Annotated in this window: 30 protein-coding genes; 13 read left to right on the plus strand and 17 right to left on the minus strand. The window is 62.8% G+C overall.

Annotated features, from left to right (window positions below):
• Positions 1-91 precede the first annotated feature (91 nt).
• Complete coding sequence (dusA, locus tag SAZ10_RS18105) at positions 92-1,102, plus strand: tRNA dihydrouridine(20/20a) synthase DusA (RefSeq protein ID WP_318610826.1); 1,011 nt, start codon at positions 92-94, stop codon at positions 1,100-1,102.
• A 2-nt stretch (positions 1,103-1,104) separates the two neighbouring features.
• Here the strand turns inward: dusA and SAZ10_RS18110 are convergent, their stop codons facing one another.
• Entirely contained in the window at positions 1,105-1,536 is a 432-nt protein-coding gene (locus SAZ10_RS18110) for an Lrp/AsnC family transcriptional regulator (RefSeq protein WP_318610751.1), read from the minus strand.
• Positions 1,537-1,680: 144 nt separating this feature from the next.
• Between SAZ10_RS18110 and rocF the strand changes: the two genes are divergently transcribed.
• The 5 genes from rocF (at position 1,681) to SAZ10_RS18135 (ending at position 5,347) form a co-directional block, all read left to right on the plus strand.
• Entirely contained in the window at positions 1,681-2,610 is a 930-nt protein-coding gene (gene rocF, locus SAZ10_RS18115; RefSeq protein WP_318610752.1) for an arginase, read from the plus strand.
• A gap of 19 nt (positions 2,611-2,629) precedes the next feature.
• On the plus strand, positions 2,630-3,838 hold the full coding sequence (gene rocD, locus SAZ10_RS18120; protein WP_318610753.1) for an ornithine--oxo-acid transaminase: 1,209 nt from the start codon (positions 2,630-2,632) through the stop codon (positions 3,836-3,838).
• Between the two features lie 44 nt (positions 3,839-3,882).
• Positions 3,883-4,194 (plus strand): metalloregulator ArsR/SmtB family transcription factor, encoded by a 312-nt coding sequence (locus SAZ10_RS18125; RefSeq protein WP_318610754.1) that lies wholly within the window; start codon positions 3,883-3,885, stop codon positions 4,192-4,194.
• Positions 4,191-4,640 carry an SRPBCC domain-containing protein gene (locus SAZ10_RS18130; RefSeq protein ID WP_318610755.1) on the plus strand — a complete coding sequence of 150 codons (450 nt, stop codon included), beginning with the start codon at positions 4,191-4,193 and terminating at the stop codon, positions 4,638-4,640. Before SAZ10_RS18125 ends, SAZ10_RS18130 begins: the two co-directional genes overlap by 4 nt.
• Positions 4,641-4,711: 71 nt before the next feature.
• A complete protein-coding gene (locus tag SAZ10_RS18135; protein WP_318610756.1) occupies positions 4,712-5,347 on the plus strand; it encodes an ATP-dependent Clp protease proteolytic subunit in 636 nt (211 codons plus the stop codon).
• On the opposite strand, the gene SAZ10_RS18140 is transcribed toward SAZ10_RS18135, so the two are convergent.
• A complete protein-coding gene (locus SAZ10_RS18140) occupies positions 5,344-6,018 on the minus strand; it encodes a TIGR02281 family clan AA aspartic protease (protein WP_318610827.1) in 675 nt (224 codons plus the stop codon). The two genes, SAZ10_RS18135 and SAZ10_RS18140, sit on opposite strands and share 4 nt — an antisense overlap.
• Positions 6,019-6,044: 26 nt before the next feature.
• Positions 6,045-6,278 carry a DUF1289 domain-containing protein gene (locus SAZ10_RS18145; protein WP_318610757.1) on the minus strand — a complete coding sequence of 78 codons (234 nt, stop codon included), beginning with the start codon at positions 6,276-6,278 and terminating at the stop codon, positions 6,045-6,047.
• A gap of 109 nt (positions 6,279-6,387) precedes the next feature.
• On the opposite strand from SAZ10_RS18145, the gene SAZ10_RS18150 reads away from it, so the two are divergent.
• Positions 6,388-7,401, plus strand: coding sequence for a nicotinate-nucleotide--dimethylbenzimidazole phosphoribosyltransferase (locus SAZ10_RS18150; protein ID WP_318610828.1), 1,014 nt, complete (start codon positions 6,388-6,390; stop codon positions 7,399-7,401).
• 124 nt (positions 7,402-7,525) lie between these two features.
• On the opposite strand, the gene SAZ10_RS18155 is transcribed toward SAZ10_RS18150, so the two are convergent.
• A complete protein-coding gene (locus SAZ10_RS18155) occupies positions 7,526-9,055 on the minus strand; it encodes a HAMP domain-containing sensor histidine kinase (RefSeq protein ID WP_318610758.1) in 1,530 nt (509 codons plus the stop codon).
• Positions 9,056-9,147: 92 nt separating this feature from the next.
• Between SAZ10_RS18155 and SAZ10_RS18160 the strand changes: the two genes are divergently transcribed.
• The 4 genes from SAZ10_RS18160 to SAZ10_RS18175 all read left to right on the plus strand — a co-directional run bounded on the left by SAZ10_RS18160 (position 9,148) and on the right by SAZ10_RS18175 (position 11,760).
• Positions 9,148-9,768, plus strand: a complete 621-nt coding sequence (locus tag SAZ10_RS18160) for a thermonuclease family protein (RefSeq protein WP_318610759.1) — start codon at positions 9,148-9,150, stop codon at positions 9,766-9,768.
• 159 nt (positions 9,769-9,927) lie between these two features.
• Positions 9,928-10,539 carry a glutathione S-transferase gene (locus SAZ10_RS18165; protein WP_318610760.1) on the plus strand — a complete coding sequence of 204 codons (612 nt, stop codon included), beginning with the start codon at positions 9,928-9,930 and terminating at the stop codon, positions 10,537-10,539.
• Position 10,540: 1 nt separating this feature from the next.
• On the plus strand, positions 10,541-11,182 hold the full coding sequence (locus SAZ10_RS18170; protein WP_318610761.1) for a uracil-DNA glycosylase family protein: 642 nt from the start codon (positions 10,541-10,543) through the stop codon (positions 11,180-11,182).
• An 86-nt stretch (positions 11,183-11,268) separates the two neighbouring features.
• Positions 11,269-11,760 carry an Lrp/AsnC family transcriptional regulator gene (locus SAZ10_RS18175; RefSeq protein ID WP_318610762.1) on the plus strand — a complete coding sequence of 164 codons (492 nt, stop codon included), beginning with the start codon at positions 11,269-11,271 and terminating at the stop codon, positions 11,758-11,760.
• Positions 11,761-11,902: 142 nt separating this feature from the next.
• Here the strand turns inward: SAZ10_RS18175 and SAZ10_RS18180 are convergent, their stop codons facing one another.
• From SAZ10_RS18180 to SAZ10_RS18210, 7 genes are all read right to left on the minus strand, one after another.
• Complete coding sequence (locus tag SAZ10_RS18180) at positions 11,903-13,039, minus strand: M14 family metallopeptidase (protein WP_318610763.1); 1,137 nt, start codon at positions 13,037-13,039, stop codon at positions 11,903-11,905.
• Between the two features lie 14 nt (positions 13,040-13,053).
• Entirely contained in the window at positions 13,054-14,070 is a 1,017-nt protein-coding gene (locus tag SAZ10_RS18185; RefSeq protein ID WP_318610764.1) for an ABC transporter ATP-binding protein, read from the minus strand.
• On the minus strand, positions 14,067-15,083 hold the full coding sequence (locus tag SAZ10_RS18190; protein WP_318610765.1) for an ABC transporter ATP-binding protein: 1,017 nt from the start codon (positions 15,081-15,083) through the stop codon (positions 14,067-14,069). Before SAZ10_RS18190 ends, SAZ10_RS18185 begins: the two co-directional genes overlap by 4 nt.
• On the minus strand, positions 15,080-15,973 hold the full coding sequence (locus SAZ10_RS18195; RefSeq protein ID WP_318610766.1) for an ABC transporter permease: 894 nt from the start codon (positions 15,971-15,973) through the stop codon (positions 15,080-15,082). The genes SAZ10_RS18190 and SAZ10_RS18195 overlap by 4 nt, the downstream gene beginning before the upstream one ends.
• A gap of 1 nt (position 15,974) precedes the next feature.
• Positions 15,975-16,913 (minus strand): ABC transporter permease, encoded by a 939-nt coding sequence (locus SAZ10_RS18200; protein ID WP_318610767.1) that lies wholly within the window; start codon positions 16,911-16,913, stop codon positions 15,975-15,977.
• Positions 16,914-16,935: 22 nt separating this feature from the next.
• Positions 16,936-18,525, minus strand: coding sequence for an ABC transporter substrate-binding protein (locus SAZ10_RS18205; protein ID WP_318610768.1), 1,590 nt, complete (start codon positions 18,523-18,525; stop codon positions 16,936-16,938).
• A gap of 168 nt (positions 18,526-18,693) precedes the next feature.
• Complete coding sequence (locus SAZ10_RS18210) at positions 18,694-20,718, minus strand: CocE/NonD family hydrolase (protein WP_318610769.1); 2,025 nt, start codon at positions 20,716-20,718, stop codon at positions 18,694-18,696.
• Between the two features lie 107 nt (positions 20,719-20,825).
• Here SAZ10_RS18210 and SAZ10_RS18215 point away from each other — a divergent pair, with 107 nt between their 5' ends.
• The gene (locus tag SAZ10_RS18215; protein WP_318610770.1) at positions 20,826-21,638 is read left to right on the plus strand and encodes a helix-turn-helix transcriptional regulator; all 813 of its coding nucleotides are present in this window, start codon (positions 20,826-20,828) and stop codon (positions 21,636-21,638) included.
• Here the strand turns inward: SAZ10_RS18215 and SAZ10_RS18220 are convergent, their stop codons facing one another.
• Positions 21,639-22,928 (minus strand): ArgE/DapE family deacylase, encoded by a 1,290-nt coding sequence (locus tag SAZ10_RS18220; RefSeq protein ID WP_318610771.1) that lies wholly within the window; start codon positions 22,926-22,928, stop codon positions 21,639-21,641.
• Between SAZ10_RS18220 and SAZ10_RS18225 the strand changes: the two genes are divergently transcribed.
• Positions 22,927-23,064, plus strand: coding sequence for a hypothetical protein (locus tag SAZ10_RS18225; protein WP_318610772.1), 138 nt, complete (start codon positions 22,927-22,929; stop codon positions 23,062-23,064). The two genes, SAZ10_RS18220 and SAZ10_RS18225, sit on opposite strands and share 2 nt — an antisense overlap.
• A gap of 79 nt (positions 23,065-23,143) precedes the next feature.
• On the opposite strand, the gene SAZ10_RS18230 is transcribed toward SAZ10_RS18225, so the two are convergent.
• Genes SAZ10_RS18230 through SAZ10_RS18250 form a run of 5 tightly spaced genes read right to left on the minus strand, consistent with a single transcriptional unit; the run spans position 23,144 to position 26,903 of the window.
• Positions 23,144-23,851 carry a DNA alkylation repair protein gene (locus tag SAZ10_RS18230; protein WP_318610773.1) on the minus strand — a complete coding sequence of 236 codons (708 nt, stop codon included), beginning with the start codon at positions 23,849-23,851 and terminating at the stop codon, positions 23,144-23,146.
• A gap of 25 nt (positions 23,852-23,876) precedes the next feature.
• Positions 23,877-24,434, minus strand: coding sequence for a DUF3299 domain-containing protein (locus tag SAZ10_RS18235; RefSeq protein ID WP_318610774.1), 558 nt, complete (start codon positions 24,432-24,434; stop codon positions 23,877-23,879).
• Position 24,435: 1 nt separating this feature from the next.
• Positions 24,436-25,305, minus strand: a complete 870-nt coding sequence (locus tag SAZ10_RS18240; protein ID WP_318610775.1) for an NAD(P)-dependent oxidoreductase — start codon at positions 25,303-25,305, stop codon at positions 24,436-24,438.
• A 60-nt stretch (positions 25,306-25,365) separates the two neighbouring features.
• On the minus strand, positions 25,366-26,193 hold the full coding sequence (locus SAZ10_RS18245) for an ABC transporter permease (RefSeq protein ID WP_318610776.1): 828 nt from the start codon (positions 26,191-26,193) through the stop codon (positions 25,366-25,368).
• Positions 26,190-26,903: an ABC transporter permease gene (locus SAZ10_RS18250; protein ID WP_318610777.1), complete on the minus strand. Its 714-nt coding sequence runs from the start codon at positions 26,901-26,903 to the stop codon at positions 26,190-26,192. The genes SAZ10_RS18245 and SAZ10_RS18250 overlap by 4 nt, the downstream gene beginning before the upstream one ends.
• Positions 26,904-26,940: the final 37 nt, after the last annotated feature.

Raw genomic sequence — 26,940 nt, forward strand, 5'->3', positions numbered from 1 at the left:
CAGCATTGCTGCGCTTAGGCCGTATAAATGGGCTAAGCTCGACAGAGTTGCGCTGGAAATTTACTGCATAAAACCCGACTAAGCCGCTATGATGAAAGGAAAATTCAGAAATTGCGCGGAATTGCGTCTGGCCGTCGCACCCATGATGGACTGGACGGATCGGCACTGCCGTTTCTTCCATCGCCAGCTCACGCGCCGTGCGCTGCTCTATACCGAGATGGTGGTGGCCGATGCGGTCATCCATGGAGATCGCGCGCGGCTGCTCGGCTTCGATGCTGAAGAGAACCCTGTTGCGCTGCAGCTCGGCGGCTCCGAGCCGGCCAAGCTTGCGGAAGCGGCAAGGATAGGCGAGGCGTTCGGCTATGACGAGATCAACCTCAATGTCGGCTGTCCGTCGGACCGGGTGCAGTCCGGCACGTTCGGCGCCTGCCTGATGCGCACACCCGCTCTTGTTGCCGAGTGTGTCGCTGCGATGAAGCGGGCGGTCGCAATTCCTGTCACGGTGAAGTGCCGTATCGGGGTGGACGAGCAGGATCCGGAGCTTGCTCTTGACGAGTTGGCCGACGCGGTATGGACGGCCGGCGCCGACGCGCTCTGGGTGCATGCGCGCAAAGCCTGGCTGCAGGGCCTGTCGCCGAAGGAGAACCGCGATATCCCCCCGCTCGACTATGACCGTGTCTACCGTCTGAAAGGGGGGCACCTCGATCGTTTCGTCGGCATCAATGGGGGTATCCAGTCGCTCGATGCGGCTGTGGATCATCTGCAGTATGTCGACGGCGTGATGCTCGGCCGTGCCGCCTATCACACGCCGGGCCTGCTCGCCGAGGCGGATCCGTTGATCTTCGGCGACCAGCCTCACGACGCGGATTGGGCTGGCCTGATCGAGACGATGTCCGATTATGCGGCCCGCCACATAGCGGCTGGCGGCCGGCTTTCACAGGTCACCCGGCACATGGTCGGACTGTTTCACGGCCTTCCCGGCGCTCGCCGCTGGCGTCAGATCTTGTCGAGCGAAGCGACCAGGCCAGGTGCCCGGCCGGATGTGTTGCACGCCGCCTTCGCCGCGGTAGACTTGTCGGCCGGCAGCCGGGAGGCTGCCTGAGCTCACGGCGTCGCGCGTTTCCGCGCATTGAGCAGGATGTTCGTTTCCGTCGTCCGGATGCCGTCGATGAGCCTTAGCCTTCTTAGCGTCTCGTCGAAGGAGGCGAGGTCGCGATCCTCCAACTCGGCGACGAAATCCCAGCGGCCATTGGTGCTATAAAGAGCGCGGACCTCCGGCAGGCCACGGAGACGCTGCGCGACGTGGTCCGCCGCCTTTCCCTCGACCTCGATCAGCACGATCGCGCGGACCGCCGCCTGCCGCAGTTCGGCGCCGAGCCGGATGGTGAAGGCTTCTATGGTGCCGTTCTCGACCAGGCGGTGAATGCGTGCCTTGATCGTCGCGCGCGAGACGCCGGTTACGGCAGCGAGGCTTGCGACCGGAAGTCGCGAATCGTCTCGCAGCAGGCCGATGAGCCTATGATCGAGATCGTCCATCTTCTTTCCAAACTGCCGATTGCTGCCTGTCAAAATGTACAATCAACTGCGCGAAACTGCCAGAACTTCGTGTGTCTGGTGACAGTGGATTCGCGCCATATTGGGCCAGGTACCTCAACAAAGGACTGGTCGGGCGGTTTGGACATGGCTTCGCGGACAATCGAGCTGATCGGCGCGCCGGTAGAGGCCGGCGCTGGGCGGCGCGGCTGCGTGATGGGATCGATGGCGCTGAGGGTCGCCGGCATCGATGCCACGCTGGCTTCGCTCGGCTATGCAGTCGTGGACCGGGGCGACCTGACGCCGGCCGCCGTTCCGGATATCCGCTTACCGGGTCAAGCTCGCAACGCCGCGGAGATTGCTGGCTGGACGCGGGCACTGGAAGCTGGCGGCTACCAGTCGATGCGACGCGGCGCCTTCCCGGTGTTCCTCGGTGGCGATCACAGCCTGTCGATGGGAAGCGTCTCCGGCATCGCCCGCCATGCAGCGGAGGCAGGCCGGCCGCTTTTCGTGCTGTGGCTCGACGCGCATGCCGATTTCAACACGCCGCAGACCTCGCCTTCGGGCAACATGCACGGCATGCCGGTTGCGTTCTTTTGCGGCGAGGGCGGCTTTGATGGCATTCTGGCAGCGGACCGGCCGCTGGTGGCGCCTCAGAATGTGTTCCAGCTCGGCATCCGATCCATCGATCCGCCCGAGCGCGATGCGGTCGGACTGCGTGGTGTCAACGTCTTCGACATGCGCGCGCTCGACGAGCGGGGGGCGGCAGCCATCATCCGCGAGGTGATCCGCACCGTCTCCGAGGCGCGGGGGCTCCTTCACGTGAGCCTCGACGTCGATTTCCTCGATCCGGACGTGGCGCCCGGCGTTGGCACCACTGTGCCGGGCGGGGCAACCTTCCGCGAGGCACATCTCGTCATGGAGATGCTGTGTGACAGTGGCCTCGTGGCTTCGCTCGACCTCGTGGAGCTCAATCCGTTCCTCGACGACCGAGGAAAGAGCGCCCGCGTCATGGTCGAGCTGGCCGCCAGCCTGTTCGGCCGCCGCATCTTCGATCGGCCGACCCAGCCGGCATGAGAGTTTGGTGAGAGTGAATATGATGATTGCTGACGATTTCATCTCGACCGAGCATCGTCTCGGCGCGCACAACTATCAGCCGCTCGATGTGATCTTGTCGCGCGGCGAGGGAGTGTGGGTCTGGGACGTCGAGGGCAGGCGATATCTCGACTGCCTGTCGGCCTATTCGGCCGTGAACCAGGGCCACTGCCACCCGAAAATCCTTGCCGCTATGATCGAGCAGGCGAAGAAGCTGACGCTCACCTCGCGTGCCTTCCGCAACGATCAGCTTGCACCATTCTACGAGGAGATCGCTGCGCTGACAGGCTCGCACAAGGTGCTGCCCATGAATTCCGGCGCCGAGGCGGTGGAATCCGCGGTCAAGGCTGTTCGCAAATGGGGTTACGAAGTGAAGGGCGTGCCGGAAGGCAAAGCCGAAATCATCGTCGCCGCCGACAATTTCCACGGCCGAACCATGGGCATCGTCGGCTTTTCGACGGATCCGGATGCCCGCGGCGGCTTCGGGCCTTTCGCGCCGGGCTTCGTCATCGTGCCCTTCGGTGACGCGAAGGCCTTCGAGAAGGCAATCACGCCCAACACCGTTGCCTTCCTCGTCGAGCCGATCCAGGGCGAGGCAGGCGTGATCATCCCGCCCGCCGGTTACTTCACCCGCGTGCGCGAGCTCTGCACGAAAAACAATGTCACGCTGATCCTCGACGAGATCCAGACCGGGCTCGGCCGCACCGGCAGGCTGCTTGCCGAAGAGCACGAAGGTATCGAGGCCGATGTGACGCTGGTCGGCAAGGCGTTGTCCGGCGGCTACTATCCTGTTTCGGCGGTGCTCTCCAACTCGGAGGTGCTGGGCGTGCTCCAGCCCGGCCAGCACGGCTCGACCTTCGGCGGCAACCCGCTCGCCTGCGCGATCGCGCGTGCAGCGCTGAAGGTCCTCGTCGAAGAGGGGATGATCGAGAACTCGGCGGCCATGGGCGAATATTTCATGGCCGGCCTGAAATCGATCCGCTCGAACCTCGTGAAGGAGGTGAGGGGGCGTGGGCTGATGCTGGCCGTCGAGCTCAACGCGGAAGCCGGCGGTGCCCGCAAATATTGCTACGCGCTGAAAGACCTCGGCGTGCTTGCCAAGGACACGCATGGCCACACGATCCGCATCGCCCCGCCGCTAGTCGTGAAGAAGGAAGAGATCGACTGGGCTCTGGAGCAGTTCGACAAGGTGCTGACAAAGGAAGTCTGAGCTCGCCCTTGTCAAACCGATAAGTATCGACTTATAAATCAGGCATGGAATCGGAAATCTTTCGTGTCCTGGCCGACCCGACGCGTCGCGCGGTGTTCGAGAGGCTCGCCTCCGGCGAGATGAGCGTCGGCGCGCTGAAAAAGGGCTTCGATATCTCGCAGCCAGCGATTTCCCAGCATCTGGCGCAGCTGCGAAAGGCTGGCCTTGTGGCCGAGCGGCGCGAGGGCCGCAACACTTTCTATGCGGCGAATCCGGCAGCGCTCGACCCGTTGCTCGCCTGGATCGATCGCTATCGCAACTTCTGGCCCGACAGGATCGAGCGCCTCAAGACAGTTCTGAAGGAAATGGATCAATGAGCGAGAGCAAACACCGGAAAGAAGACGAGGAATCGCGTTCGATCGCATTCGAATGCGACTTGCCCGAGCCCCCGGACAAGGTCTGGCGCGCGTTGACCACGCCCGAGTTCGTTTCCGAATGGCTGCTGCCGACCGATCTTGTTCCTGAAGCCGGAGAGAAATTTGCCTTCCGGGACTCTCCCGAGACGGAGATCGAATGCGAAGTGCTGTCAGTCGAGCCGCAACGGTCGATCAGCTTTGGCTGGCGCGATGCTGAGGCTCGCCGCAATCGCCTGAATTCGACGGTGACGTTCGAGATCGCCGGAACTGACAGAGGAGGAACGCATCTCAGGATCGTCCACGAGGTTCGCTACGAAGCACAGGCCGTCACGGCAATCGCAACCATACCGCGTGTCACCGCCACGGCCGCGAACGACAATTTGATGCAGCTTCGGCTGGCCGCCTGAGCGAGACCGCGAAAGCGTCGCACCGTTTGCGACAAGAGCCCGCGACAACAAACCAATTGTAGAGGTCCGCCATGAGCATAGCCAATCTTGTCCCGGTCGTTATCGAGCAGTCGAGCCGCGGCGAGCGCTCCTTCGACATCTTCTCGCGGCTCCTGCGGGAGCGCATCATCTTCCTCAACGGACCGATCGACGACAATGTCTCCGCGCTGGTCTGCGCGCAGCTCCTGTCGCTGGAATCGGACAATCCGAAGAAGGAGATCTCGCTCTACATCAACTCGCCCGGCGGCGTGGTGACCAGCGGTTTCGCGATCTACGACACCATGCAATACATCAATTGCCCGGTCTCGACGGTCTGCATGGGCACCGCCCGCTCGATGGGCTCTTTCCTCCTGATGGCCGGCACGCCGGGGCTGCGGATCGCGCTCCCCAATTCGAGCGTCGTCGTCCATCAGCCGCTCGGCGGTTTCCAGGGGCAGGCTTCGGATATCGAGCGGCATGCGCAGGATATCATCAAGGTCAAGCGGCGTATGATCGAGCTTTACGCGAAACATTGCGGCCGTACGCTGGAAGAGGTGGAGCGCACGCTCGATCGCGACTACTTCATGAATGCCGAGGAGGCAAAGGCCTGGGGTCTCATCGACCACATCTACGAGAAGCGGTTGCCCTCCGCGGCGACTGATCTGTTGACTTCCGGCGTGTCGAACTAGTCGCGCAGGATCATCCGGTCGCCGCGTACATCGAAACCGGACAGGGTACCGATGAAATTCATGCCGAGCAGGCTCAATCCGATGGAGCCCTGCTCGGTGATGAAGACAGGAACGCGGTGGCGCGTGATGGTGCCTACGCTCAGCGTGTCGGCGACGACTACCGCAGCGCGGGCACTGCCGTTCGCGGTCTCGACCGGAACGTTGAAATTGAGCGCTGAGGTATCGAAGCCGACCCGGCGGGCGTCCGCGAGGGTTAGCACGCTGGCGGATGCACCCGTGTCGACGATGAAGTCGACGGTCTTGCCGTTGACGGCGCCGCGCGCGCCGAAATGGCCATTGGCAAGCTTCTCCAGCATCACCGTGTTGCCGTCGTCGCTGATGGAGAGCGGGCTGCCCGGGATCAGCCCGGCGGTAATCCGGTTCGCGACATCTTGCAACTCGTAGCGGTACTGATAGACGGCAATCAAGGCGAGGATCGCAAGCACCCAGAGGCCGAGGCTGCGGGCAATGTCTCCGAGCCGCCGGCCCGAACCGAGAATGCCGGCTGCCAGCACCAGGCCCCAGATGCCGAGGTAAAGCGCCTGGCCGACGCTGTTGGAAGACGTGCCGAGACCGCCTCCCGCCGTGTCGCTGGCGATCAGCAGGATCAGGCCGATGCCGATCGCGGCCATCGCGATCCAGAACAGGTTTGTGCGGCTCAAGCGGTTTCACCCCGTTCGCGCGCCATGCGAGCGCGTCGTGTCTCGCGGCGCGGTCGGCGCTCGACGGTTTCCAGCCGGGCGGGCAGCTCGGCCATGATAGCGCGGCGGTCATCCGGCGTCATCGATATCCAGCCGGAGATCTCGTCGCGCGTGCGGCCGCAGCCGAAGCAATAGCCGGTCTTCATGTCGATCGAGCAGACGAGGATGCAGGGCGATTCGATGGCCGTCATTCCGTAGAGCGTCCCAAGCGTTGATCAGATGATGCAGCGGCTGTCGGATTGCAAGCTCTCGCGCCTGCACCACATTGTGCCTGATCTCTATCACGGCTATTGCGCAGGCATGAATTCTTCAGTTGCAGCGGCCTCGGGCCTCCCATTCGATGACTTCCGTTCGCTGTTGGCGAACCTACCTCCATTGGACAGAAGTGCGGCAGTCCGTGTGCGCGACGACTTCGCCCGCATGGACAAGCCTGCCCGTTCGCTTGGCCGCATCGAAGGGATGGCTATGTGGCTTGCTGCATGCACAGGCCGCATGCCGGCAGTGACGCGACCGGTCGTTGCCATCTTTGCGGGAAACCACGGCGCTGCGCGCCACGGCATCTCGCCGCGTCCGATTGAGGCGACGCAACGCCTTGTCGAGTTGGCTGCGGCGGGAGGCGCCGCGATCAACCAGCTTTGCATCGCCTACGATCTCGGCCTGAAGCTCTACGATCTTGCGCTTGAACTGCCGACGGCGGACTTTACCGCGGACGCCGCGCTGGACGAGCGCGCCACCGCGGCGACAATGGCTTTCGGCATGGAGGCTGTGGCAGGCGGCGTCGATCTCATCGCGCTTGGCGACATCGGCGTCGGCGGCTCGACCGCCGCCGCGGCGATCGCAGCCGCGCTCTTTGGCGGCGGCGGTGCTGATTGGGTCGGGCCGGGTTCGGGCGCAGATACTGACATGATCGCTCGGAAGGCCGAAATCGTCGATCGCGGTCTTGCCTTGCACGCCGCGCATCTCAAGGACCCGCTCGAGGTACTCGCCCGCTTCGGCGGCCGCGAATTCGCAGCGATCGCCGGCGCCATTCTCGCGGCGCGGATGGAAAATAAGGCGGTCATCCTCGATGGCTTCACGAGCACCGCCGCTGCGGCGGTACTGCAACGCGTCAATCCTGCAGCGCTCGATCACTGCCTGCTCGCGCATGTCTCGAGCGAACCCGGCCATCGCAAGCTGGCCGGGAAGCTCGGCCTGAAGCCCCTGCTCAATTTCGGTCTCGGCCACGGGGAGGGGACCGGTGCCGCGATTGCGGCAGGTATCGTCAAGGCCGCCGCGCTGGTCCATTCCGGAATGACCGCCGCCTTGCCGAAATGATCTGAAGCATGATCCCGAACCGAAGGTCAGCGTAGCAAAAAGTTGCAGACTTTTCGGATAAGATCATGCTGCAAAAACAAAGAGCTAGAGCAGGATGAACAACTCCGCTCGAATTCATCTTGCTCTAACGTCGCCGCCCGGCGACGCGCTGCACTGCCACCGTAGGCATCGCCGGCAACGCCTCCATGACGCGAACGGGGGGAAAGATGGCGACCGCCTCGGTTCCTTCGCGCAGCTTCGAATGCAGCTGGAACTCGCCGCCATGCAAGTGGAGCAGGCCCTGCACGATCGGCAGTCCGAGGCCGGTTCCCTGCTCGGCGCTCTTGATGGCGATGGACCCCTGGCCGAAGGCCGAGAGCACGACCGGTATCTCGTCGGCCGGGATGCCCGGTCCGTTGTCCTTGACGGAGAGATACTGTCCGCCACCTGCCGTCCAGCCGACGCGCACGCGGATCTCGCCGCCGGTCGGCGTGAATTTCACAGCGTTCGACAAGAGGTTGAGCGCTATTTGCCGCACCGCCCGTTCGTCGGCGAAAAGCCGTGGCAAGGTCGGCTCGAACTCCTGAATGATGCGAATGCCTTTGTTGCGAGCCTTCAGCTCCATCATGTGGCAGCAATCTTCGACGAGACCGAGCAGGGTCAGCGGCTCCTCGTTGAGCTGATAGCGGCCGGCTTCGATTCGCGAGAGGTCGAGGATCTCGTTGATCAGGTCGAGCAGATGCTGCCCGGAATCGTGGATGTCGCGGGCATATTCGCGGTAGGTCGCGTTGCCCATCGGCCCGAGCACCTCGTTGCTCATCACCTCGGAGAAGCCGAGCACGGCGTTGAGCGGCGTCCTGAGCTCATGGCTCATCGAGGCGAGAAAGCGCGATTTGGCGAGGTTGGCTTCCTCGGCGCGCCGGCGCGCCTCGTCCGACATGGATTTGGCCGTCTCCAGCTCTGCGATGAGCGAATCCTTCTCCGTTCGGAATGACAGGAGCATCAGCGTCGATTTGTTCAGCCGGGTCGCGACATAGGAAAAGAACGGCAACGAGAGTATCAGCAGGCCGACCATCATCGTTTCGATCGGCATCCAGGACGTGGCGCTGGTGAACGCGTAGACGAAGACCGGCAGAATGAAGGTGACGATCAGAGCCCCGCGCAGCGATGAGGTGATCAGAGCAGTCGCTGCGATCGCAAGCAGGATGACGACCGCCTTCACCGCCGTGAACTGGTCGAGCCTGCAGTCCGTGCAGCCGAGGGATGCGAAATAGGCCCAGCCGAGCCCGCTGACGAAATGCGCGACCAGGAAGTTGCGGCGCACCGCCGACGCGTCGATGTCGGCTGCTTCGGTGCGGTCGGCGCGCTGCGCAACGATGGCAAGACCCCCGTAACAGGCGACGGCGATCATGGCCCAGATCAGAATATCGACGCCCAACCCTGCGAACAGACCGGCCGCCCCGATCACCAGCACCAGCAATGGGATAGCCGTTGCGCCGCTGACTACGGCGTGCGCGTGCAGCTTCAGGAGCTCGCGATCGAAGACCGGGTTGCCAGCCTGTTGCGACAGACGATCGCGTGTGCGACGCACCGCACGGGCGACATCGCTGTTGCGATGCGCTTTGGTGCGGTCCACAATGTTCTTGTCCGCAAGGTTGGAGCGTACCAGCGCCATCAGGCTTCTATTTCAGCGTGCCGCCCTTCCCGGAGCTGGCGGCCGTTCATTCCCGCAAACTAATTGTCAATGATTAATGGAGCCTTCCCCCGATGACCCGGCGCCCGGCGGAAAGCTACCGGCGCCGCCGCTATTCTGCGCGCCCGAGGAGCCGGTTCCAGCAGCTTCTCGATTATGCGCTGGCAGCGGCAATACTCGGGCTTCTCGCTCTCGTATCCGCGCGGTTGGATCATGTGTCCACCAGGCAACTTGCAGGCGAGCCAATGATAAACGACGGCGATTCCATCACGCTGAAGGGTGAACGTATCAGGTTGCGCGGCATAGACGCGCCGGAATATATGCAGACCTGCGAAAGGGATGGTGTCACCTATCCGTGCGGCCGCCGGTCTCGCGAGGCGCTGGCGAGGCTTGCCAAGAACGGCCCGGTCAACTGCTCCGGATGGGAGCGCGACCGTTACGGCCGGCTGCTTGCAACCTGCACTGCCGGCGGCATCGAACTCAATCGCCGGCAGGTCGAGGAGGGCTGGGCGGTCGCTTACGGCAACTATGAGGACGCCGAAGAATCTGCCCGCGAAAGAGGACTGGGCATCTGGGCCGGCTCCTTCGAACGCCCGCGCGACTGGCGCGCGGAGCATGGCGGAAGGGCCGAAGTCGATCACGGGGCATTTGCCCGGATCCTCAACTGGCTCAAGGCGATCTTCGGCTTCGTATGAGGCGTGGTCTGTGCTGTCCTCCCGCAGGACGGCGTGCTCCTGGACGGCCGGCCTGCGAGATAGAAGTTTGGCCCGGAAGTCAGAATGGTAAAACAAGTAGTTATCGGCGGGTGTTGATTTGAAACCGAGCGTTGTGGTGCTGATGATTGGAACAAGACGATGAAGCTGTTCGACGGCGGCCGCGCGCCGAATCCGCGGCGGACACGTATCTTCCTTGCCGAGAAGGACATCACCATACCGCTGGTGCCGGTCGACATGGGCGCCTTGGAGCACAAAGGCGATGCAATTGCCTCGCGCAACCCGCTAAGAAGGCTGCCTGTGCTCGAGTTCGACGACGGGACAATCCTTTGCGAATCGGTGGCGATCTGCCGCTATTTCGAGGAATTGCAGCCCGAGCCGGCACTGTTCGGCAGAGGGGCTCTCGGCAAAGCAACGGTCGAGATGTGGCAGCGTCGCGTCGAGTTCAACCTGTTCGGGCCCGTCTCGGCCGCTTTCCGGCACATCCATCCTGCCATGAAGGAGTGGGAGGTTCCGCAGGTTTCCGAATGGGGCGAGGTCAACAAGGCGAAGGCACTGGAGTTCATGCAACTCCTCGATCGCGAGCTTTCCGGACGAGAGTTCGTCGCCGGCGACGAATTCTCGATCGCCGATATCACAGGACTGGTCGCTGTCGACTTCATGAAGCCCGCGCGTATTTCTGTACCTGAAGAGCTCGTCCACATCCGCCGCTGGCACAAGGCGATCTCCAGCCGGCCGAGCGCTGCTGCCTGACGTGACTCCCGAACTGGAATCCGTCCTTTCCGGAATTCGCGCTTGTCGCATCTGCCGCGACGCACCGCTCGGCAAGCCATTGCCGCACGAGCCGCGTCCCGTGCTTCTGCCATCCTCGACAGCGAAAATACTGATTGCAGGCCAGGCGCCCGGCACGAAGGTGCATCTCTCGGGCACGCCCTTTACGGATGCCTCGGGCGACCGGCTGCGCGACTGGCTGGGCGTAAGCAGTGACGAATTCTACAATCCGGATCTCTTCTCCATCGTCCCGATGGGCTTCTGCTTTCCGGGCCAGGACGACAGGGGCGGCGACTTGCCGCCGCGGCGCGAATGCGCTCCGAATTGGCGCTTGCCGCTGATGGCCGCCATGCCGCAGATCGAGCTGGTGCTCACCATCGGCCTTTACGCGCAGGCTTGGCATATCGGCGCTTCCGACAGCCGCTCGCTCACCGAGAGAGTCCGCGACTGGCGAGCGATTTTCGAGCGCGATCAGAAGCCGCGCGTCATTCCATTGCCGCATCCCTCATGGCGCAACACCGGCTGGGTCAAACGTAACCCATGGTTCGAAATGGATTTGCTGCCCTTCCTGAAAACGGAAATTCGCAGCAGGATCGGCAGCGCTTCTTGCAATCCAATACCCTGAAATTCTCAATCTGCGAGAATTTTGTTCTTGTTTTGTGATGAAATCCCGGGACAATGAGACGATCTTTCCGCGCCCGGAGTTCTTCCATGGATCGTCTCGACCGCAAAATCCTTCGCCTTCTCCAGGAGGACGCAACGCTCGCTGTCGCCGACGTTGCCAAGAAAGTCGGGCTGTCGACGACGCCTTGCTGGCGGCGCATCCAGAAGCTCGAGGAGGAAGGCATCATCAAGCGCCGCGTTGCGATCCTCGATCCCTCACGCATCAACGCCCGCGTCAACGTCTTCGTGTCCATCCGCACCTCCTCACACAGCCATGAATGGCTGCGCCGCTTCTCCGAAGTGGTGCAGGAGTTTCCAGAAGTGGTGGAGTTCTACCGCATGAGCGGCGAGGTCGATTACCTACTGCGGGTCGTCGTGCCGGACATCGCCGCCTACGACGCCTTCTACAAGCGCCTCATCGCCAAGATAGAGATCCGGGACGTGTCCTCGGCCTTCGCAATGGAGCAGATCAAATACACGACCGAGATGCCGCTCGACTACATGGTCCTCGACAAGGAGTCGGCCTCGAACGCGGCGTGATCACGATCGATCGTCAGCTTCGCTCCAGCCGCATGATGAGGCTGGGCGAACTGGCGCGGGTGTTCCTCCGAAACCCGGGCGGCGTAGCGAACATATCGGCCGCGCCCCCGAAGCTGTAGCCCGGCGAGCCCCGGTGGAGGTGTCAGTCCTCCAGCAGATAGCCCTTCCGGTGGGCCAGAGCTCTGGCGCCGGCAACCTTGGCGATGACTTGGTTGGCGGCGACAAGCTTCTTCAGCCGCCTGGTGACGACCACACCGTCTGTGCGTGCACGGACCGTGATGCGCGCTTCCTCGCCGATGCCATGGGGGTTGACGATATCGGCAATGGGCTGGCCGTCCGTGACCGTCTCCCCGAGTTCAGTCCGGTAGACAATGATGCCGAAGACGGGCGTGCGCACGATATCGCAGGCGTCAAAACCGGTTACGTCGCAGAGCGGGGCGGGCGAGGGGCGGGCCGGTCCGGCGAGATAGCCCCGGCGCCGCAGCGAATTCATGAGCGCGGCGATGTCACCGACTGCAAGCTCGTCGTCGATATCGATGAAGCCACGGAGTTCCACGGTCGCGGCGATGCAGGCGGTGGGCACCGGCTTGTCCGGGAAGCTTGCTGCAATCTTGAGCCAGGGCTCAACACAGGCCTCGGCGAAGGTCGAGCCCCCGGAAGCGGGTTGTGAAAAGACAGCGCGGCAGCCGAGCTCGGCCGCGACATCGGTGAGATCGGCCGCGATCTCGGGCTGCGCGAACATGTGCATCAGGCCTTCGTCATCGCAATGAAGGTCCAGCACAAGATCGGAATCGAAGGCTTCACGCGCCAGCGTCGTGTAAAGGGAATCGACCTCGAGGCCGCCCCGGCGCTCTTCCAGCAAATCCCGGATCGCGCGGCGGATGAGGACGACGTTCTCTTCCCGATCATTCCCCAGTCGGCCGGCGAGGCGGCTTGTCAGCTCTTTGCCGAGAGCGGGCCAGTGACGGTTGAAGTTGCGGCCGCTCGCGAGATCGAAGCGGCCGAGGTGGTCGCCATTGACGAACTGCGCCAGACCGAGCGGGTTCGCATAGGGAACGACGACGATCTGGCCTCGGACCTCGCCCCGCATGTCCGCCGCGTCGAGCGCTTCGACGAGGTGATGCGCAACGAGCAGGCCGGGAGCCTCGTCCGCATGGAGTGCTGCATGGATATAGGCTTTGGGCCTGGTGTCCGCCGCGCCGTAGCGGATCATGCGTACGCTGCGCCGGCTGCCCGGCGCGCCATTGGCAAGCGGAATGTCGAGAATTTCACGAGGCATGCGTAGTCGGACTTTCAGGCTGGGTCGGCCAGGAGCAGTTCGGATGTCTGATGCTCCAGTGGGAAATGACAGTTGAAGCTATGCGAGCCGTCTTGGTCCACCGACGGCTCGGGGAAGACGCGACTGCAGATATCGCGCGCATACCGGCAGCGCGTGTGGAACTCGCAGCCGGATGGCCGCCTCATCAGGCTCGGAACCTCGCCCCTGATCTCGACCCTGTCGAGCAGGGCATCTGGGTCGGGCTGCGGGTTGGCCGAGAGCAGCGCTTCCGTGTAGGGATGGCGTGGCCTCTCGAAAATGCGCTCCGTCGAGCCGACTTCGACGAACCGGCCAAGATACATGATCGCCATGCGATCGGTCATGTGGCGCACGACGTTGAGATTGTGCGTGATGATGAGGATGGCGATGCCGAGCTGATCCTGCAGCCGCGCCAGAAGGTTCAGCACCTCTCCCTGCACCGAGACATCGAGGCCCGCTGTCGGTTCGTCGGCGATGATGAGGTCCGGATTGAGCGCCAGCGCGCGCGCCACACCGACCCGCCTCGCCTGACCGCCCGAAAGCTGGTGCGGATAACGGCGGCCGAAATCGGCTGGCAGGCCGACCATGCCGAGCAGGCGCTCCGCTTCGGCAGCGGCGTCGCGGTCCTTTATTCCGTGGATGCGGAAGGGCTCCATCAGGAGCGAGCGCACCGTGAGCCGCGGCGAGAGCGAGCCCACCGGATCCTGGAACATCATCGCCATTCGGCGCAAATAAAGCTTGCGCTCGTTCGGACTGAGCCCGGTGATCTCCCGTCCCTCGAAGGAAATGCTGCCGCTCATCGGCGGCCGAAGGCCGATGATAGCGCGCGCAACCGTGGATTTGCCCGAGCCGCTTTCGCCGACGAGGCCAAGCGTTTCGCCCCTGCGGATGTCAAAGGAGACGCCGCAGACGGCATCGATGAAAGGCTGGCTGGTCTGCGTGGCGAGCGCTTTCAACGGGCTCATCCTCCGGAAGCGAACGCGAAGATCCCTGACGGAGAGAAGCGCACTCATGCGGGCATTACCCGTGCCTGATCGAGAAGGTGACAACGCGCAGCCTGCGCTGCGCCGATCGCATGCTCCGCCGGCCGCTCGCTGGCGCAGCGCGCAAAGGCATGGCGGCAGCGCTGACGGAAGATGCAGCCGTGTCGCGCGCCGATGAGGCTGGGCACTTCGCCCGGGATGGTCGGCAGCAGTTTTGTCTTTTGCCTGATCCGTCCAGGGTCGCACTCGAGCAGCGCACGCGTATAGGGATGACCGGGATTCTGGAAGATATTGCGCACGGTGCCGTATTCTACGACTTCGCCCGCATACATGACGGCAACCCGGTCGCAGAGCTCGGCCACTGTTCCGAGATGGTGCGAGACAAAGAGAATCGAGCAGCCGATCTCCTTCTGAAGTTCCTTCAGGAGATTGACGATCTGCACTTCGAGTGTGGCGTCGAGCGCGGTTGTCGGCTCGTCCGCGACGAGCAGAGCTGGTTTCACGAGAAGGGCCATCGCGATGCAGATGCGCTGGCGCATGCCTCCGGAGAATTCGTGAGGATAGCCGCCAATGCGGCTCTGCGGATCGGGGATGCCGACACGGCGCAGCATCTCCACCGCGCGCTCCCGCTTCTCGCGCCGGCTTCCCGGCGCATAGTGTTGCGCGTCGATCATCTGGCCCTCGATGGTTCGCACCGGGTTGAGCGCCGTCATCGGGTCCTGGAAGATCATGGAGAGCCGGTTCCCGAGCAGGCCGCGGCGCGCTGCGGCAGGCATCCGCAGCAGGTCGCGGCCCTCGAACAGAATTTCACCGCCCGTCACCTCTGCGTTTTCAGCAAGCAGGCCCATCACCGTATAGGCGAGTGTCGATTTCCCCGAGCCGCTTTCGCCGACAATGCCGACCACCTCGCCAGCGGGCACGCCAAGCGAGACGTTGCGCAGAGCATGCACCCTGCCGCGCGGCGTGCCGAAATCGAGATCGAGGCCGCGTATCTGGAGGAGGTCGGATCCGGGAGTCTGCTGCATAGGGCTGGGAGGTCTCATAGATCTTTCCGCAGCTTGGGATCGAAGATGTCGCGCAGCGCTTCGCCGAGGAAAGTGAAGCCAAGCGTTGTCACCACGATCGGAATTCCGCCGGCGATGACGAGCCAGACCGACTTGTGGATATAGCCGTAGCCGTCGCTCAGGATCGCGCCCCAGTCCGGAGTGGGTGGGCGTACGCCCATGCCGAGGAAGCTCAGGCCCGCTTCGAGCGTGATGACCAGCGGCACGTCCATGCTGACAAGGATGAGCAGCGGCCCGATGACGTTCGGCAGCACATGCAAGGCAAGGATGCGCAGTGTGCCCGCGCCCATGCTGCGTTCGGCTTCGATGAACTCGCTGTTGCGCAGGGCGTGCGCCTGGGTGCGCACGACGCGTGCGTAGATCGGCACCGAAGTCACCGCGGCAACGAAGATGACGCTGGTAAGGCTGGGGCCGAGCAGGGCCACGATCGCAAGCGAGAAGATGATGACCGGGAAGGAACGGATCGTGTCGAAGACGAGGAGCAGGAAACTGTCCAGCCAACGCGGCCCGAACCCCGCGATCAGGCCGAGAATGAGGCCGACCGTGAGCGAACTGCCGAGCGACGCAAAGGCGACCAGGAGCGCGATCCTGCCGCCCATGACAACCCGAGAGAAGGTATCACGACCGAGCTGGTCGGTTCCCATCAGGAAATCGAAGGAGGGCGGCGCAAGGCGCGGCCCGACCATGATGCGTATCGGATCGTGTGTGATGATCAGCGGGGCGAACACTGCGCTTGCGACCATTACCACGACCAGCACCGCCCCGAATATCCCGAGCGGATCCTTGCTCAATTGGCGCAGAAACGAGAAGAAAGGGCTGCTGCTGCGACTTTCGTCCGCGGGCGCGCGAATTGCCTCGACTTCCGCCATTCTACAGCTTCTCTCGGATTCTGGGGTCGAGCGCGGCATTGACGAGGTCGGCGACGGTCGTCGAAACGACGAACAGGACCGTCGTGACCAGCACCGTGCCCATAACGATCGGATAATTCCGCGAGTCGACCGCCTTGACGGTCAGCGCGCCGATGCCCGGCCGGGCGAATACGACTTCGACGAACACCGCGGCGGAGAGGAGATGCGCCATGCCCACGCCGATGATCGTCACGGTCGGCAGGATCGCGAGCGGCAGAGCATAGCGCGCCACGATGCGGTTTTCCGACAGGCCGAAGGAGCGTGCCATGCGGATATGGTTTTCGCCGAGGATCTCCAGCATGGATGCGCGCACGAGCCGCGAAATATAGCCGACCCAGCCGATCCCGACGACGAAAGCGGGGAGCACAAGATGATTGAGACGATCCGTGAAACCGCTGCCTGCCCCGATGGCCGGCAGCCAGCCGAGGCCGACAGAGAAGATCAGGAGTGCATAGATCGCCATCACGAATGAGGGAATGGCGATGGTCCCGACAGCCATGACCCCGATGATCTTGTCGATCACCGAATTGCGCCGCACCGCCGAATAGCACCCCAGCGGCACCGCGACGACGACTGCCCAGGCGATCGAGACCAGGATCAGCTCGATCGTATAGGGCAATTGCTCGAAGACGATGTCTGCGACGGGCCGCTGCGTGAAGACGTCAAAGCCAAGATCGCCGTGCAGCAGCCCGACAAAAAAGGTGACGATCTGCACGAGGAGCGGCTTATCGAGACCCATCTGCTGGTGAAGCAGCGCCTTCATCTCCGGAGTCGCCCGCGGACCAAGCAGGACCGCGGCCGGATCCCCCGGCACGGCATGGATCATGAAGAACAGAAGCATGACGGCGACCACGATAATCGAAGCCGCCAGCACGATGCGCCTGAGGAGATAAAGCCACATGCTTCGGGGACAGCCCTATGGATCAGGCGGATGTCGGCTTGAAATCGAGGTAGAGCGGGCGCCCGTCGGGACGAACTGCCGCGCCGAGCTTCGTGGTTCGGTACATTACCGGCGAGCCTTCGTGGGTAAGAAAGCGGTAGCCGCCTGACTCCTCCAGCAGATCCTGCATCTCGGTATAAAGCTTGGTGCGCTCGGCGGGATCGTCGATGGTGACCGCCTTGGCATTGAGTTCGTCGAAGCGCTCGCTGCGGAAGCGCTCCCAGTTCCAGACTCCGACCTGGTCGCGCACGAAGAAGCACGTCGCATAATAGGGGTCCGGCACCATCGAGAAGCGCTGGACGATGAGCTGCATGTCCTTCCAGCGATTGCCCTCCGATTCCATGCCGATCGTCCAGAACGAACCGGAGTCCTGCACATTGACCTGCACAGTGATGCCGATCTGCGCCAGTTGCGCCTGGACGACTTCCGCGATGGTCGAGAAGGTATTTTCGTTGAGGCAATCGATCGTCAATGTGAGGTCGCTGACACCGGCCTTCGCGAGGAACTCCTGGGCTTTTTGGAGATCGCCTTCGGGCGGTATGAGCGCCTTTTCGCGGTGCCCGACCAGGCCCGGCGCGACCATGCCGGTGGCCACCTCAGCCTGTCCGGAATAGGCAGCATCCAGGATCTGCGGCACATTGATCGCCCACTGGATGGCCTTGCGGACATTGATGTCCTTCAAGTTGGGATGATCCATGTTCATGCCGACATAAACGTAGTAGAGCGAGGGCTTCTCCTCGATCTTCGTGTCTGCGGGCGGGCTCTTCTTGAAAGTCGAGAGCGAGTCCAGGCTGAAGTCCGTGAAATCGATATCGCCCGATTGATAGGCCCGCTCGGCCGTCTTGATGTCGCCGATCGGCAGGATGCGGATCTCGTCGAAACCGGGCTGCGGTCCAGACCATTCGGGATTGCGGGTCAGATGAATATGCTGGTTCGGTTTCCACTCGGCCAGCACATAGGGGCCGGAGAAGGCGGGCGGCTTCATTCCGAAATCGCCGCCGTCCTTGGTGGCTTTCATGACGGCGTCCTCGGAAACGATATGGCCGCAACCATAAGGCAGGGTGATGTTCCAGAGCGGCACGAAAGGCGTCTTCAGCACGATCACGCCCGTGTAGTCGTCCTCGAGTTCCACATGATCGAGCGGACCCCAGTCACCTTTAACGGGGGAATTATGCTTGATGACGCGCTCGAAGGAGAATTTGACGTCCTTCGCGGTCAACTCGCCGTGGCCGCCGGTGAACTTGATGCCCTTCTTGACGCGGAAACGGATATGCGTCGGGTCGACCCGTTCGATCGTCTCGGCCGCCTCGAGTTCCCAGCCCCATTCCGAGCCCGGCTTGTAACGGGTGAGCTTCGAATAGATGCAGTTCATGACGTCGACATTGTAGGCATTCTGGTAGAAGCCCGGATCGAGCTTGTCGATGTCGGAATAGGAGCGCGCCTTGAGCACCTTGCCCTCCGCGGCCCAGATGGCCTGCGAAAGCGGCATGCCTGCGGCAACGATGCCTCCGCCCAATGCGGCGCCGGCCTTCAGGAAGCTGCGGCGGCTCAGATTGCCTGCGATGTCGTTCATTCTATCTATTCCCCTGGAGTGAGCGAATTCCCAGTCGCTTTTGATGTTGGTTGCCTGGTCCGAAGTCGGACGATGCGGGATAACGCCCGCATTCTTTGACAGGCAAAACAGCGGGTCAATTTTCGCTTTCGACGCCCATGGAAGCCACCCGAGCGTCACATAGCGAAGTCAGACGAGCTGACGCGGGATTGCCTCGGTCCACTTCTGCTCATGGACGAGCACGTCGCCTTCCCAGGCCCTGAGGCGCGCTTCAATGAGGAAATGCGACGGCGTGGCTGTAAGGGCGGTTTCGCTGACGCTCCCCACTCGCCACGCCCCGCGAGACATCTCAAGGGTCCACTTTGTCTCACCCTTGACGCTGCCGAGATCGTCCCCGCTGAAGGAATAGCATTCCTTGCCGATCGAGGTGATCGTGAGGTCGTTCTCCACCATCCGGTAGATGCCTGCGCCTTCTCCAACCTCCACGGCCACGCTGCCGTCCGCCAGGTTTTCGATGATCTTCCAGTCCTTTTCCGGTTCCTGGATCATTTCGATCTCGAGCGGTGAGGCGCCCACCGGCTCTTCGAATGGAGCAGGCTGGGGCTCGTCTGCGCTCTGGATGCGCACTGGCAGCTGCAGGCGGCACTCGTCGCGGTAGATGGTAAGCGTAACAGCTTCAGGCGCTGGCCAGGCAACCGGGAAATAGCCGGTCGAAATGGCCAGGCGAATGCGATGCCCCGCGGCGAAGCGCTGCGCAACGTGTTTGAAGGGGATCGAGACATGGTAGCGGCGGCCGGGTTCGAGCGGCTCCGGCTGCTCATGGCTGTTGCGGTGGGTCAGATTCAGAAGTCCGTAGCTGACGCGCGTCGCAGCGCCGTTGGGCGCCACATCGGAGAGCCGAACGGCCACCTGGGCAACCGCCTTGTCGCTCTCGAAGGAAAGGTCGAGCATGGCTTCGCCGGCAATCTCGAGATCGCTTTCCAGGACTTCGGTCTCGTGAATCAGGCTGCCGGCATCGTCTGCGCGCTGGTCGGCCGGCTGGTCGCCTGGCACGGCGTAAGAGCACCACTTTCCGCCGCGAAGCCCGACGGAGAGAGGGGAGCGGATCGTCTGAGGGTCGATCCGGTTGCCTGCCTGGGTCGCCACGAGAAGGCCATTCTCACCGAGGAACAAGGACTGCATTTCCACAGTAGGGGAGGGCCAGGAGGGTTCGGTCACCCAGCGGCCCGAACGGCTTTCGTAGCTGGTCCGGGGTTCTGCCCCGTCCTGCATGAACAGTCGCAACATGGGCTCGTCCATGATGCCGGTGTCGCGGCCCTTCAGCCAATGATCCCACCAGCGCAGGCATTCCTGCAGGAACCCGATTGCCGGTCCCGGTTTGCCTATGTTGGGATAGGTGTGCGCCCAGGGCCCTACCAGGCCCTTGCGAGGAACTGTGAGCTTCTCCATCAGGCGGAAAACCGAGCGGCAGTAACCGTCCGCCCAGCCGCTCACCGCGTAGACCGGACAGGTGATCGCCCCGAAATCCTCACAGACCGAACCACGCTTCCAGAATTCGTCGCGATGCGGATGTTCGAGCCAGGTTTTCAGCCAAAGCCCGCTTTCCTTCAGCCGGCGATGCCAGAGCTCGCGCCAGTCATCTGGCCTGTTTCGCGGGTCGGGCGGGAGTGTGTTGCGCCCGAACATGATGGAAGCCCATGAAAGATTGTCGATGAGCAGCGTGCCGCCCATGTAGTGGACGTCGTCTGCGTAGCGGTCGTCAGTCGAGGCACAGGTAATGATTGCCTTCAACGCCGGCGGCCGCAGAGCTGCAATCTGAAGCCCGTTGAAGCCACCCCAGGAAATGCCGACCATGCCGACATTGCCGTCGCACCAGGATTGCTTGGCAAGCCATTCGATCACCGAACACCCGTCATCGAGTTCCTGCTGCAGATATTCGTCGAGCATCAACCCATCGGAATCGCCGGTTCCCCGCAAATCGACTCGAACCACGGCATAGCCATGCCCCGCCACGTAAGGGTGCATGACCGCGTCACGCTGGGCCGTCAGGTCGTTCTTGCGGTAGGGAATGTATTCGAGGATGGCCGGGACGGGCGTCTCTTCCGCATCGACCGGGAGCCACATGCGCGCGGCGAGCCGGCAGCCGTCAGGCATTGGGATCTCGAAATGGTCGACCCTGCGGATGGGGTGCGGACAGCTCGTTTCGATGCGCATCACATGGCCCTCTTCTATAGGCGCAGCTTGCAGCAAGTCCGGATCGCGAGACAATTTCGCGCTGTTTCGCGACTTGACACTAGCTGAGCTTCAGGATGCATAGGGGCATGCATTCGGAGCCGCTTTCTCAGAACCTGGCCTTTCTCTGCAGCTACTATCCCTCCATTGCCGCCGTTTGCCGGCGGCTGCAGATCAACCGTCAGCAGTTCAACAAATATCTGAGTGGGCAGACCTGGCCCTCGCGTCGCAATATGCGGAAGATCTGCGACTTCTTCGGCGTGAGCGAGGCGGAACTCCTCATGGATCAGCAGCGCTTCGCCGCAATTGTCGGGCTGAGGCGGCGCCCCCTGACCAACCACGCACCGTCCGACGTCCTGGCGCATATCGAGCAGCTCTATCGGAGCTCGGGCGATCTGAGCCGCTATGTCGGCTACTACTTTCGCTATTTCTATTCCTTCGGCTATTCCGGCAAGATCATCAAATGCCTTGTCATGATTTACGAAAAGGATGGCCGCTATTTCTGGCGCTGCATCGAGCGGCTATCGCTGCCCGGAAGATACGGCGTGCGCACATCGAAATATACGGGTTCACTTCTGCTGCTCGGCGACCGCATCATCGCGCTGGAATACGAAACCCTTCTCAAGACCGGTATCACCCAGGCGATCCTCTACCCAAGCTATCAGACCAGCGTCTCCTATCTGATCGGCATACAAACGGGGATGCCACTGATCCGGGGGCGGCGGCCGGGCGCATCGATCGTGCTCATGGAGCACCTCGGCAAATCGGTGGACCCGAGGCAGGTGCTGCGGGCCTGCGGCATCTTCGACCAGAACGACCCCGCAATCGACCCGGGCATCCGGTCGCTCATTACCAACCGGATTCCCGAGGGGAGTTTCGTGCTCGAGACAGAGGACGTCTAGCTATCCCTCGATCCCGCACCAGTTCGCCGCAAAGAGCGCGATTGTTTGCGTGACGCGCTTCAGGGACGAGAGGCTGACTCGCTCGTCGATGCCGTGGATGTTCTCCGAAATCGGTCCGTAGACCAATGCCGGCATGCCGGCATGGAGCGCGAAGAGGGCAGCGTCCAGGTAGCAGGTCATGACATAGGAGGAGTTCGCCTCGCGGCCATGTACGAGCCGGTGCGCCTCTTGGAGTACCGCGCCGGCCGGGCAGTCCGGCTGCATGCGGTAGCCACCCTGCATCACGCCGATCCAGTCAATCATCGGTCTTGCCAGGGCAAGCTGGCCATCGTCCTTTACGGCTGCCGCCACAAACGCCTCCAATTCGGCGGCACGCCGGTGCGGGTCGTCGCCCGGGTAGAAGCCTATCCGCCCCTCGAAGTGGCACTCGAAAGGAACGGACGCCAGCCATTCGCCGCCCGAGATCGTGCCGATGTTCAGCGATGCCGGATTGGCGATTGTCTCGAAGCCGGGATGGCGCTCGCGTTCCTCGTTCCATTTCGCAGCCAGCCGCTTCAGAACGCCGATCAGCTTCAGCGCCGCATCGATAGCGCTCAACCCAGATTCTGCCTCCCGCGGATGTGCCGGCACGCCATGGACGGTGACGCGGAACTTGATCACGCCCGAATTGGCCGAGACCAGCTGCTCGTCGGTGGGTTCGGGAATGATCACCGCGTCGGCCCGATGGCCACGCGCGATTGCGGCCGCGGCGCCATTGCCGGTCACTTCCTCGTCTAGCACCGACTGAAGCTGCACCGGGGCCGTCAGACTCAGGCCCGCGGCTTCGATCGCGTCAAGCGCGAAGATGTTGGCCGCAAGTCCCGCCTTCATGTCGCCGGCCCCGCGGCCGTAGAGCCAATCGCCGTCGCGGCTTGCGGAAAAGGGCGCATGACGCCAACGCGAAGGGTCGGCTGTTGGCACGACGTCGATATGGGCATTCAGGATGAGGGAACGGCCGCCGCCCAATTTCGGGACCTTCGTGCCGAGCACATTGACCGCATCGGCGTAGTCAATGGTGGCCGGCGAAAAGGCGGGATGCCCCTGCATAGCCTCGACGTCGATACCGAGGCGCTCCACCGCGTAATTGCGTTCGACGAGCGCGTCGGCAACGATCTGCTGCGCGGCCTTTTCTTCGCCGCGCAGCGAAGGTGCGCGCACAAGTTGCTGCAAGAATTCGACCTGCCGTTCGAAACTGTCTTCGACGGCGCGCAGGATGCGCTCGGCATTCGATGGCGAGACGGAGGAGGTCATGAACGGTTTCCTGAGTTTCACGCGGGACGCGCAACTGGACGAAATCGCCGCCCGGGCTCGTCACCGGCTTACTGTAATTTTGCTGCTGGACGTCTGGTCGAATCAGGTCGTCCCCGGAGGCGACCGTAGTGCATGAATGACGAGCGGAGAGTCTCCGCAACTTCGGCAAATGACGCAGGTCGCCTGATGCAAAATTCTGCGCCTGTAGCCGCTCGTCAAGCTCGCTTGGCGGCCAGCCGTTCGAGCGTCTTTCCATCGGACAGTTCCTTTACCGCATCCTTGCCGATCCAACGGGCGGTCTTGTCGGAAGACTCCGCCAGCTTCTCGGCCAGTGCCAATGCCGGCTCGTGAAGTGCAGTCGAGCGTTTGCCGATCTGCCGCAGCGCCCAGTTGACGGCTTTTCTGACGAAGTTGCGTGGGTCGACGGCATGCGCTTCGATCAGCGGCAGATATCCGATGAAAGTCGCGTCGGGCTCCTTCTTCAGATGCACTGCGCCCCAGGCGAGCATGGCAAAGGCAGTGCGGCGCACGAATTCGCGCTCGTCGGCCGCGAACTCCCGGACAAGCTCATGCCAGAATGGCGTGTCGACAAAGAGATCGGAGACGCTGTCGACGATCTCCCAGGAGTCGAACTCGACCGCCCAGCTTCGGCATTGATCGAGCGTTATCTTATTGGGTTCGCCTGTGAAGGCTGCGAGCAGCCGCGCCTCACGAATGCCGCTCGCCCAGAGCTGCAATGCGCGGTCGTGGTTACGCCTCACCCTGCGTGCCAGCGGCCGCAACGCCGAGTTGCTGACGCCGAGTGCGTTTTGCGTGTTGATGCCGAAGCGCGCCATGCCGGCGCGACTCTCTTCTGTTCCGAGCAATTTCAGATGCGCGATGATTTCGGCCGCCGTCCAGGACGGAGAGGGGAGCGACGACACGGGATGCCCTTGCTGCAGCATGGCCTCAATTGCGCATGAAGCTCCAGGGATTCGAGATCGGCTGCGGCTCGGCACCGATCACCTTGTCGGCCGGCTCTATCTGCGCGCCGGCAATGCGATAGCCGGATTCGATCACCGACACGCCGTCCAGGATGAAAAGCTGCGTCTTCTCCAATTCAGGCATGAGCGTGCCCGTTACCGACACGGTCTCGTAGGCTTCGCTCAGCTTGTATGGTGTCTTCAGGTTGATCAGCACCGCCTGGTTGGGCGGAGGCGGTGGCATATGGCTGCACAGGCCTGCCCATGGCAGCAACAGGAATTGGTAGACGAGATCGCCCTCGCGATCCGACGGCAATGCATAGCCGGCTATCTGAATCGTCTTTCCCTTGAGATCTGATGACAGTTTTTCGCCGTCCGCCCAGGTGGATTTCGTGCCGTCCGTCTGTCCGGAAGCGTTGGCCACATCACCTGCCGGCCGCAGGTCATTCCAGCCGATCTGCAGCGGCGCAGCAGGAGCGGTGATGACGCCGCCCGTTGGTAGAATTGCGAGCACAGCAGCGATGGTCGGCAGCCCCCGCCGCATACTAACGCTCCAGCCGCGCGAGCAGCGAGGAGGTATCCCAGCGCTTGCCGCCCATTGCCTGGACCTCTTTATAGAACTGGTCGACGAGAGCGGTGATGGGCAGCTTCGCGCCGTTGCGGTCGGCCTCTTCCAGGCAGATGCCGAGATCCTTGCGCATCCAGTCCACCGCGAAGCCGAAATCGTATTTGCCGGCGATCATGGTCTTATGACGGTTCTCCATCTGCCAGGAGCCGGCCGCGCCCTTGGAAATCACCTCGACCACCTTCTCGACGTCGAGCCCTGCGTTCTTGGCGAAGTGGATGCCTTCGGCAAGACCCTGCACCAGGCCGGCGATGCAGATCTGGTTGACCATCTTGGTGAGCTGGCCTGCGCCGGCGGGGCCCATGAGCCCGACCATGCGCGCATAGGATTCGATGACCGGCTTTGCCCTGGCGAAATCTTCGTCCGCGCCGCCAACCATGACCGTCAGCACGCCGTTCTCCGCGCCTGCCTGCCCGCCGGAGACGGGCGCGTCGAGGAAGCCGAAGCCGCCTGCTGCCGCCGCGTCTGCGAGCTCGCGGGCGACGCTCGCCGAAGCCGTGGTATTGTCGATGAAGATTGAGCCCTTCGTCATCCCCTTGAAGGCGCCGCTCTCGCCGGTCGTCACTTCGCGCAGGTCGTCGTCATTGCCGACGCAGGAGAAAACGAAATCCTTGCCGGCCGCTGCGTCTCGCGGGGTTTCGGCGAGGGCGCCGCCGTACTCGGCCACCCATTTCTCGCCACGCGCCTTCGTGCGGTTGTAGACGGTCACCTCATGGCCGCCCTTCTTCTTGAGGTGCCCGGCCATTGGATAGCCCATCACCCCAAGCCCGATGAATGCGACGCTCGCCATGCTTTGATCCTTCAACGTGAAATTCGATCTGTGACCGGACGGCCCATCAGTCGGGAGAATCTAGCGAATGAGATGCCGCGTCAACCGGCGCTCGATCAGTCCGATGAGGTAGTCCAGCGTCTGCACGATCGCGAGGTAGATCAGCGCTGCCCAGAGATAAGACTGGAAATCGAAGGTGCGGGAGTAGACGAACCGCGTCACGCCCATCAGGTCGTAGACCGTGATGATTGCGACGATCGCCGAGCCCTTGACCATCAGGATCACCTCGTTGCCGTAGGGGCGCAACGCCACGATGAGCGCCTGAGGCAGGATGATTTTCCAAAGCGTCGCCAGTCTGTGGAGACCGAGCGAGGAGGCGGCTTCCCACTGACCGCGCGGCACGCTTTGAATCGCGCCCCGCAGAATTTCGGCCTGATAGGCCGCCGTGTTCAGTGAGAAGGCGAGGATGGCGCAGTACCAGGCTTCGCGGAAGAATCCCCACAGACCGACGGCCTCGAGTTCGGGCCGGAATGAGCCGACGCCGTAATAGATCAGGAAGGTCTGCGCCAGAAGCGGCGTGCCGCGGAAGAAATATACATAAGCATAGGCGAGGCTGGAGAGGATCGCGCTCTTGGACGTGCGCGCATAGGCGATCGGGATCGACAGGAGGGCGCCGATAACGGTGGAGATCGCGACCAGCAGCAGCGTTACCCCGAGACCGTCGAGGTAACGCGGCCCGTATTTCTGGACGAGATCGGGCCTCCAGGAGATTGCGAGATAGGCCACGAGCCCTGCGCCGGCCAGGGCCCAAAGGCCGACCAGCGCATAGCCGATGATGCGCGCACGAGGCCAGCCGCGCACGGTCTTTGGCGGCGTCTCCAGGATCGATGCGTCTGCGGCCGCGCTCACCGCTGAGCCTCCTGTTTGCCCACCGCGCGCTCGATGGCATTGATGCCGATCGAGGAGATGATGGCGAGCACGAGGTAGACCAGCCCGGCGACGCCGTAAAACAGGAAAGCGTGCTTGGTCACGCGTGCCGCAATACCGGCTTGTCGCAATGTTTCGGCAAGGCCGATCACTGAGACAAGGGATGTGTCCTTGAGCAGGATCAGCCAGAGATTGGAGAGACCGGCGAGCGCGATACGGATCAACTGCGGCAGGATGACGAGCCGCATCGTCTGCCCTTTGGTGAGGCCAATGGCGTAGCCGCCCTCATACTGCCCCCTGGGGATGGCACGGAAGGCCGAGAGGAAGACCTCGCTGGCATAGGAGGAGAAGACCAGGCCGAGCGCTACCATGCCCGAGACGAAACTGTTGACCTCGACCTGCGCTTGGGGATCGAAGAGATGCAAGACGTTCTGGATCGTGATCTGCGCGCCGTAATAGATGAGCAACAGCGTCAACAGCTCCGGCAGGCCCCGGAAGATTGTCGTGTAGATCGTGCCCGCTAGTCTCAGCGAAGGCTCAGGCGACTGTTTGGCGACGGCGACGAAAAACCCGATCAGCAGGCCAAAGGGCAGAATTGCCAACGCGAGCGAGAGGGTTACGAACACGCCATAGGCGATATCGTCGAGCCAGCCCTCAGGCCCCCAGCTGAGAAGCGTCCAGACGCTTTGCATCGGCTTGCCGCGTGAACCTCAGCCTATCCGACTGAGA

The organism is Mesorhizobium sp. BAC0120 (genome assembly GCF_033542235.1).
Lineage (GTDB): Bacteria > Pseudomonadota > Alphaproteobacteria > Rhizobiales > Rhizobiaceae > JAWRCU01.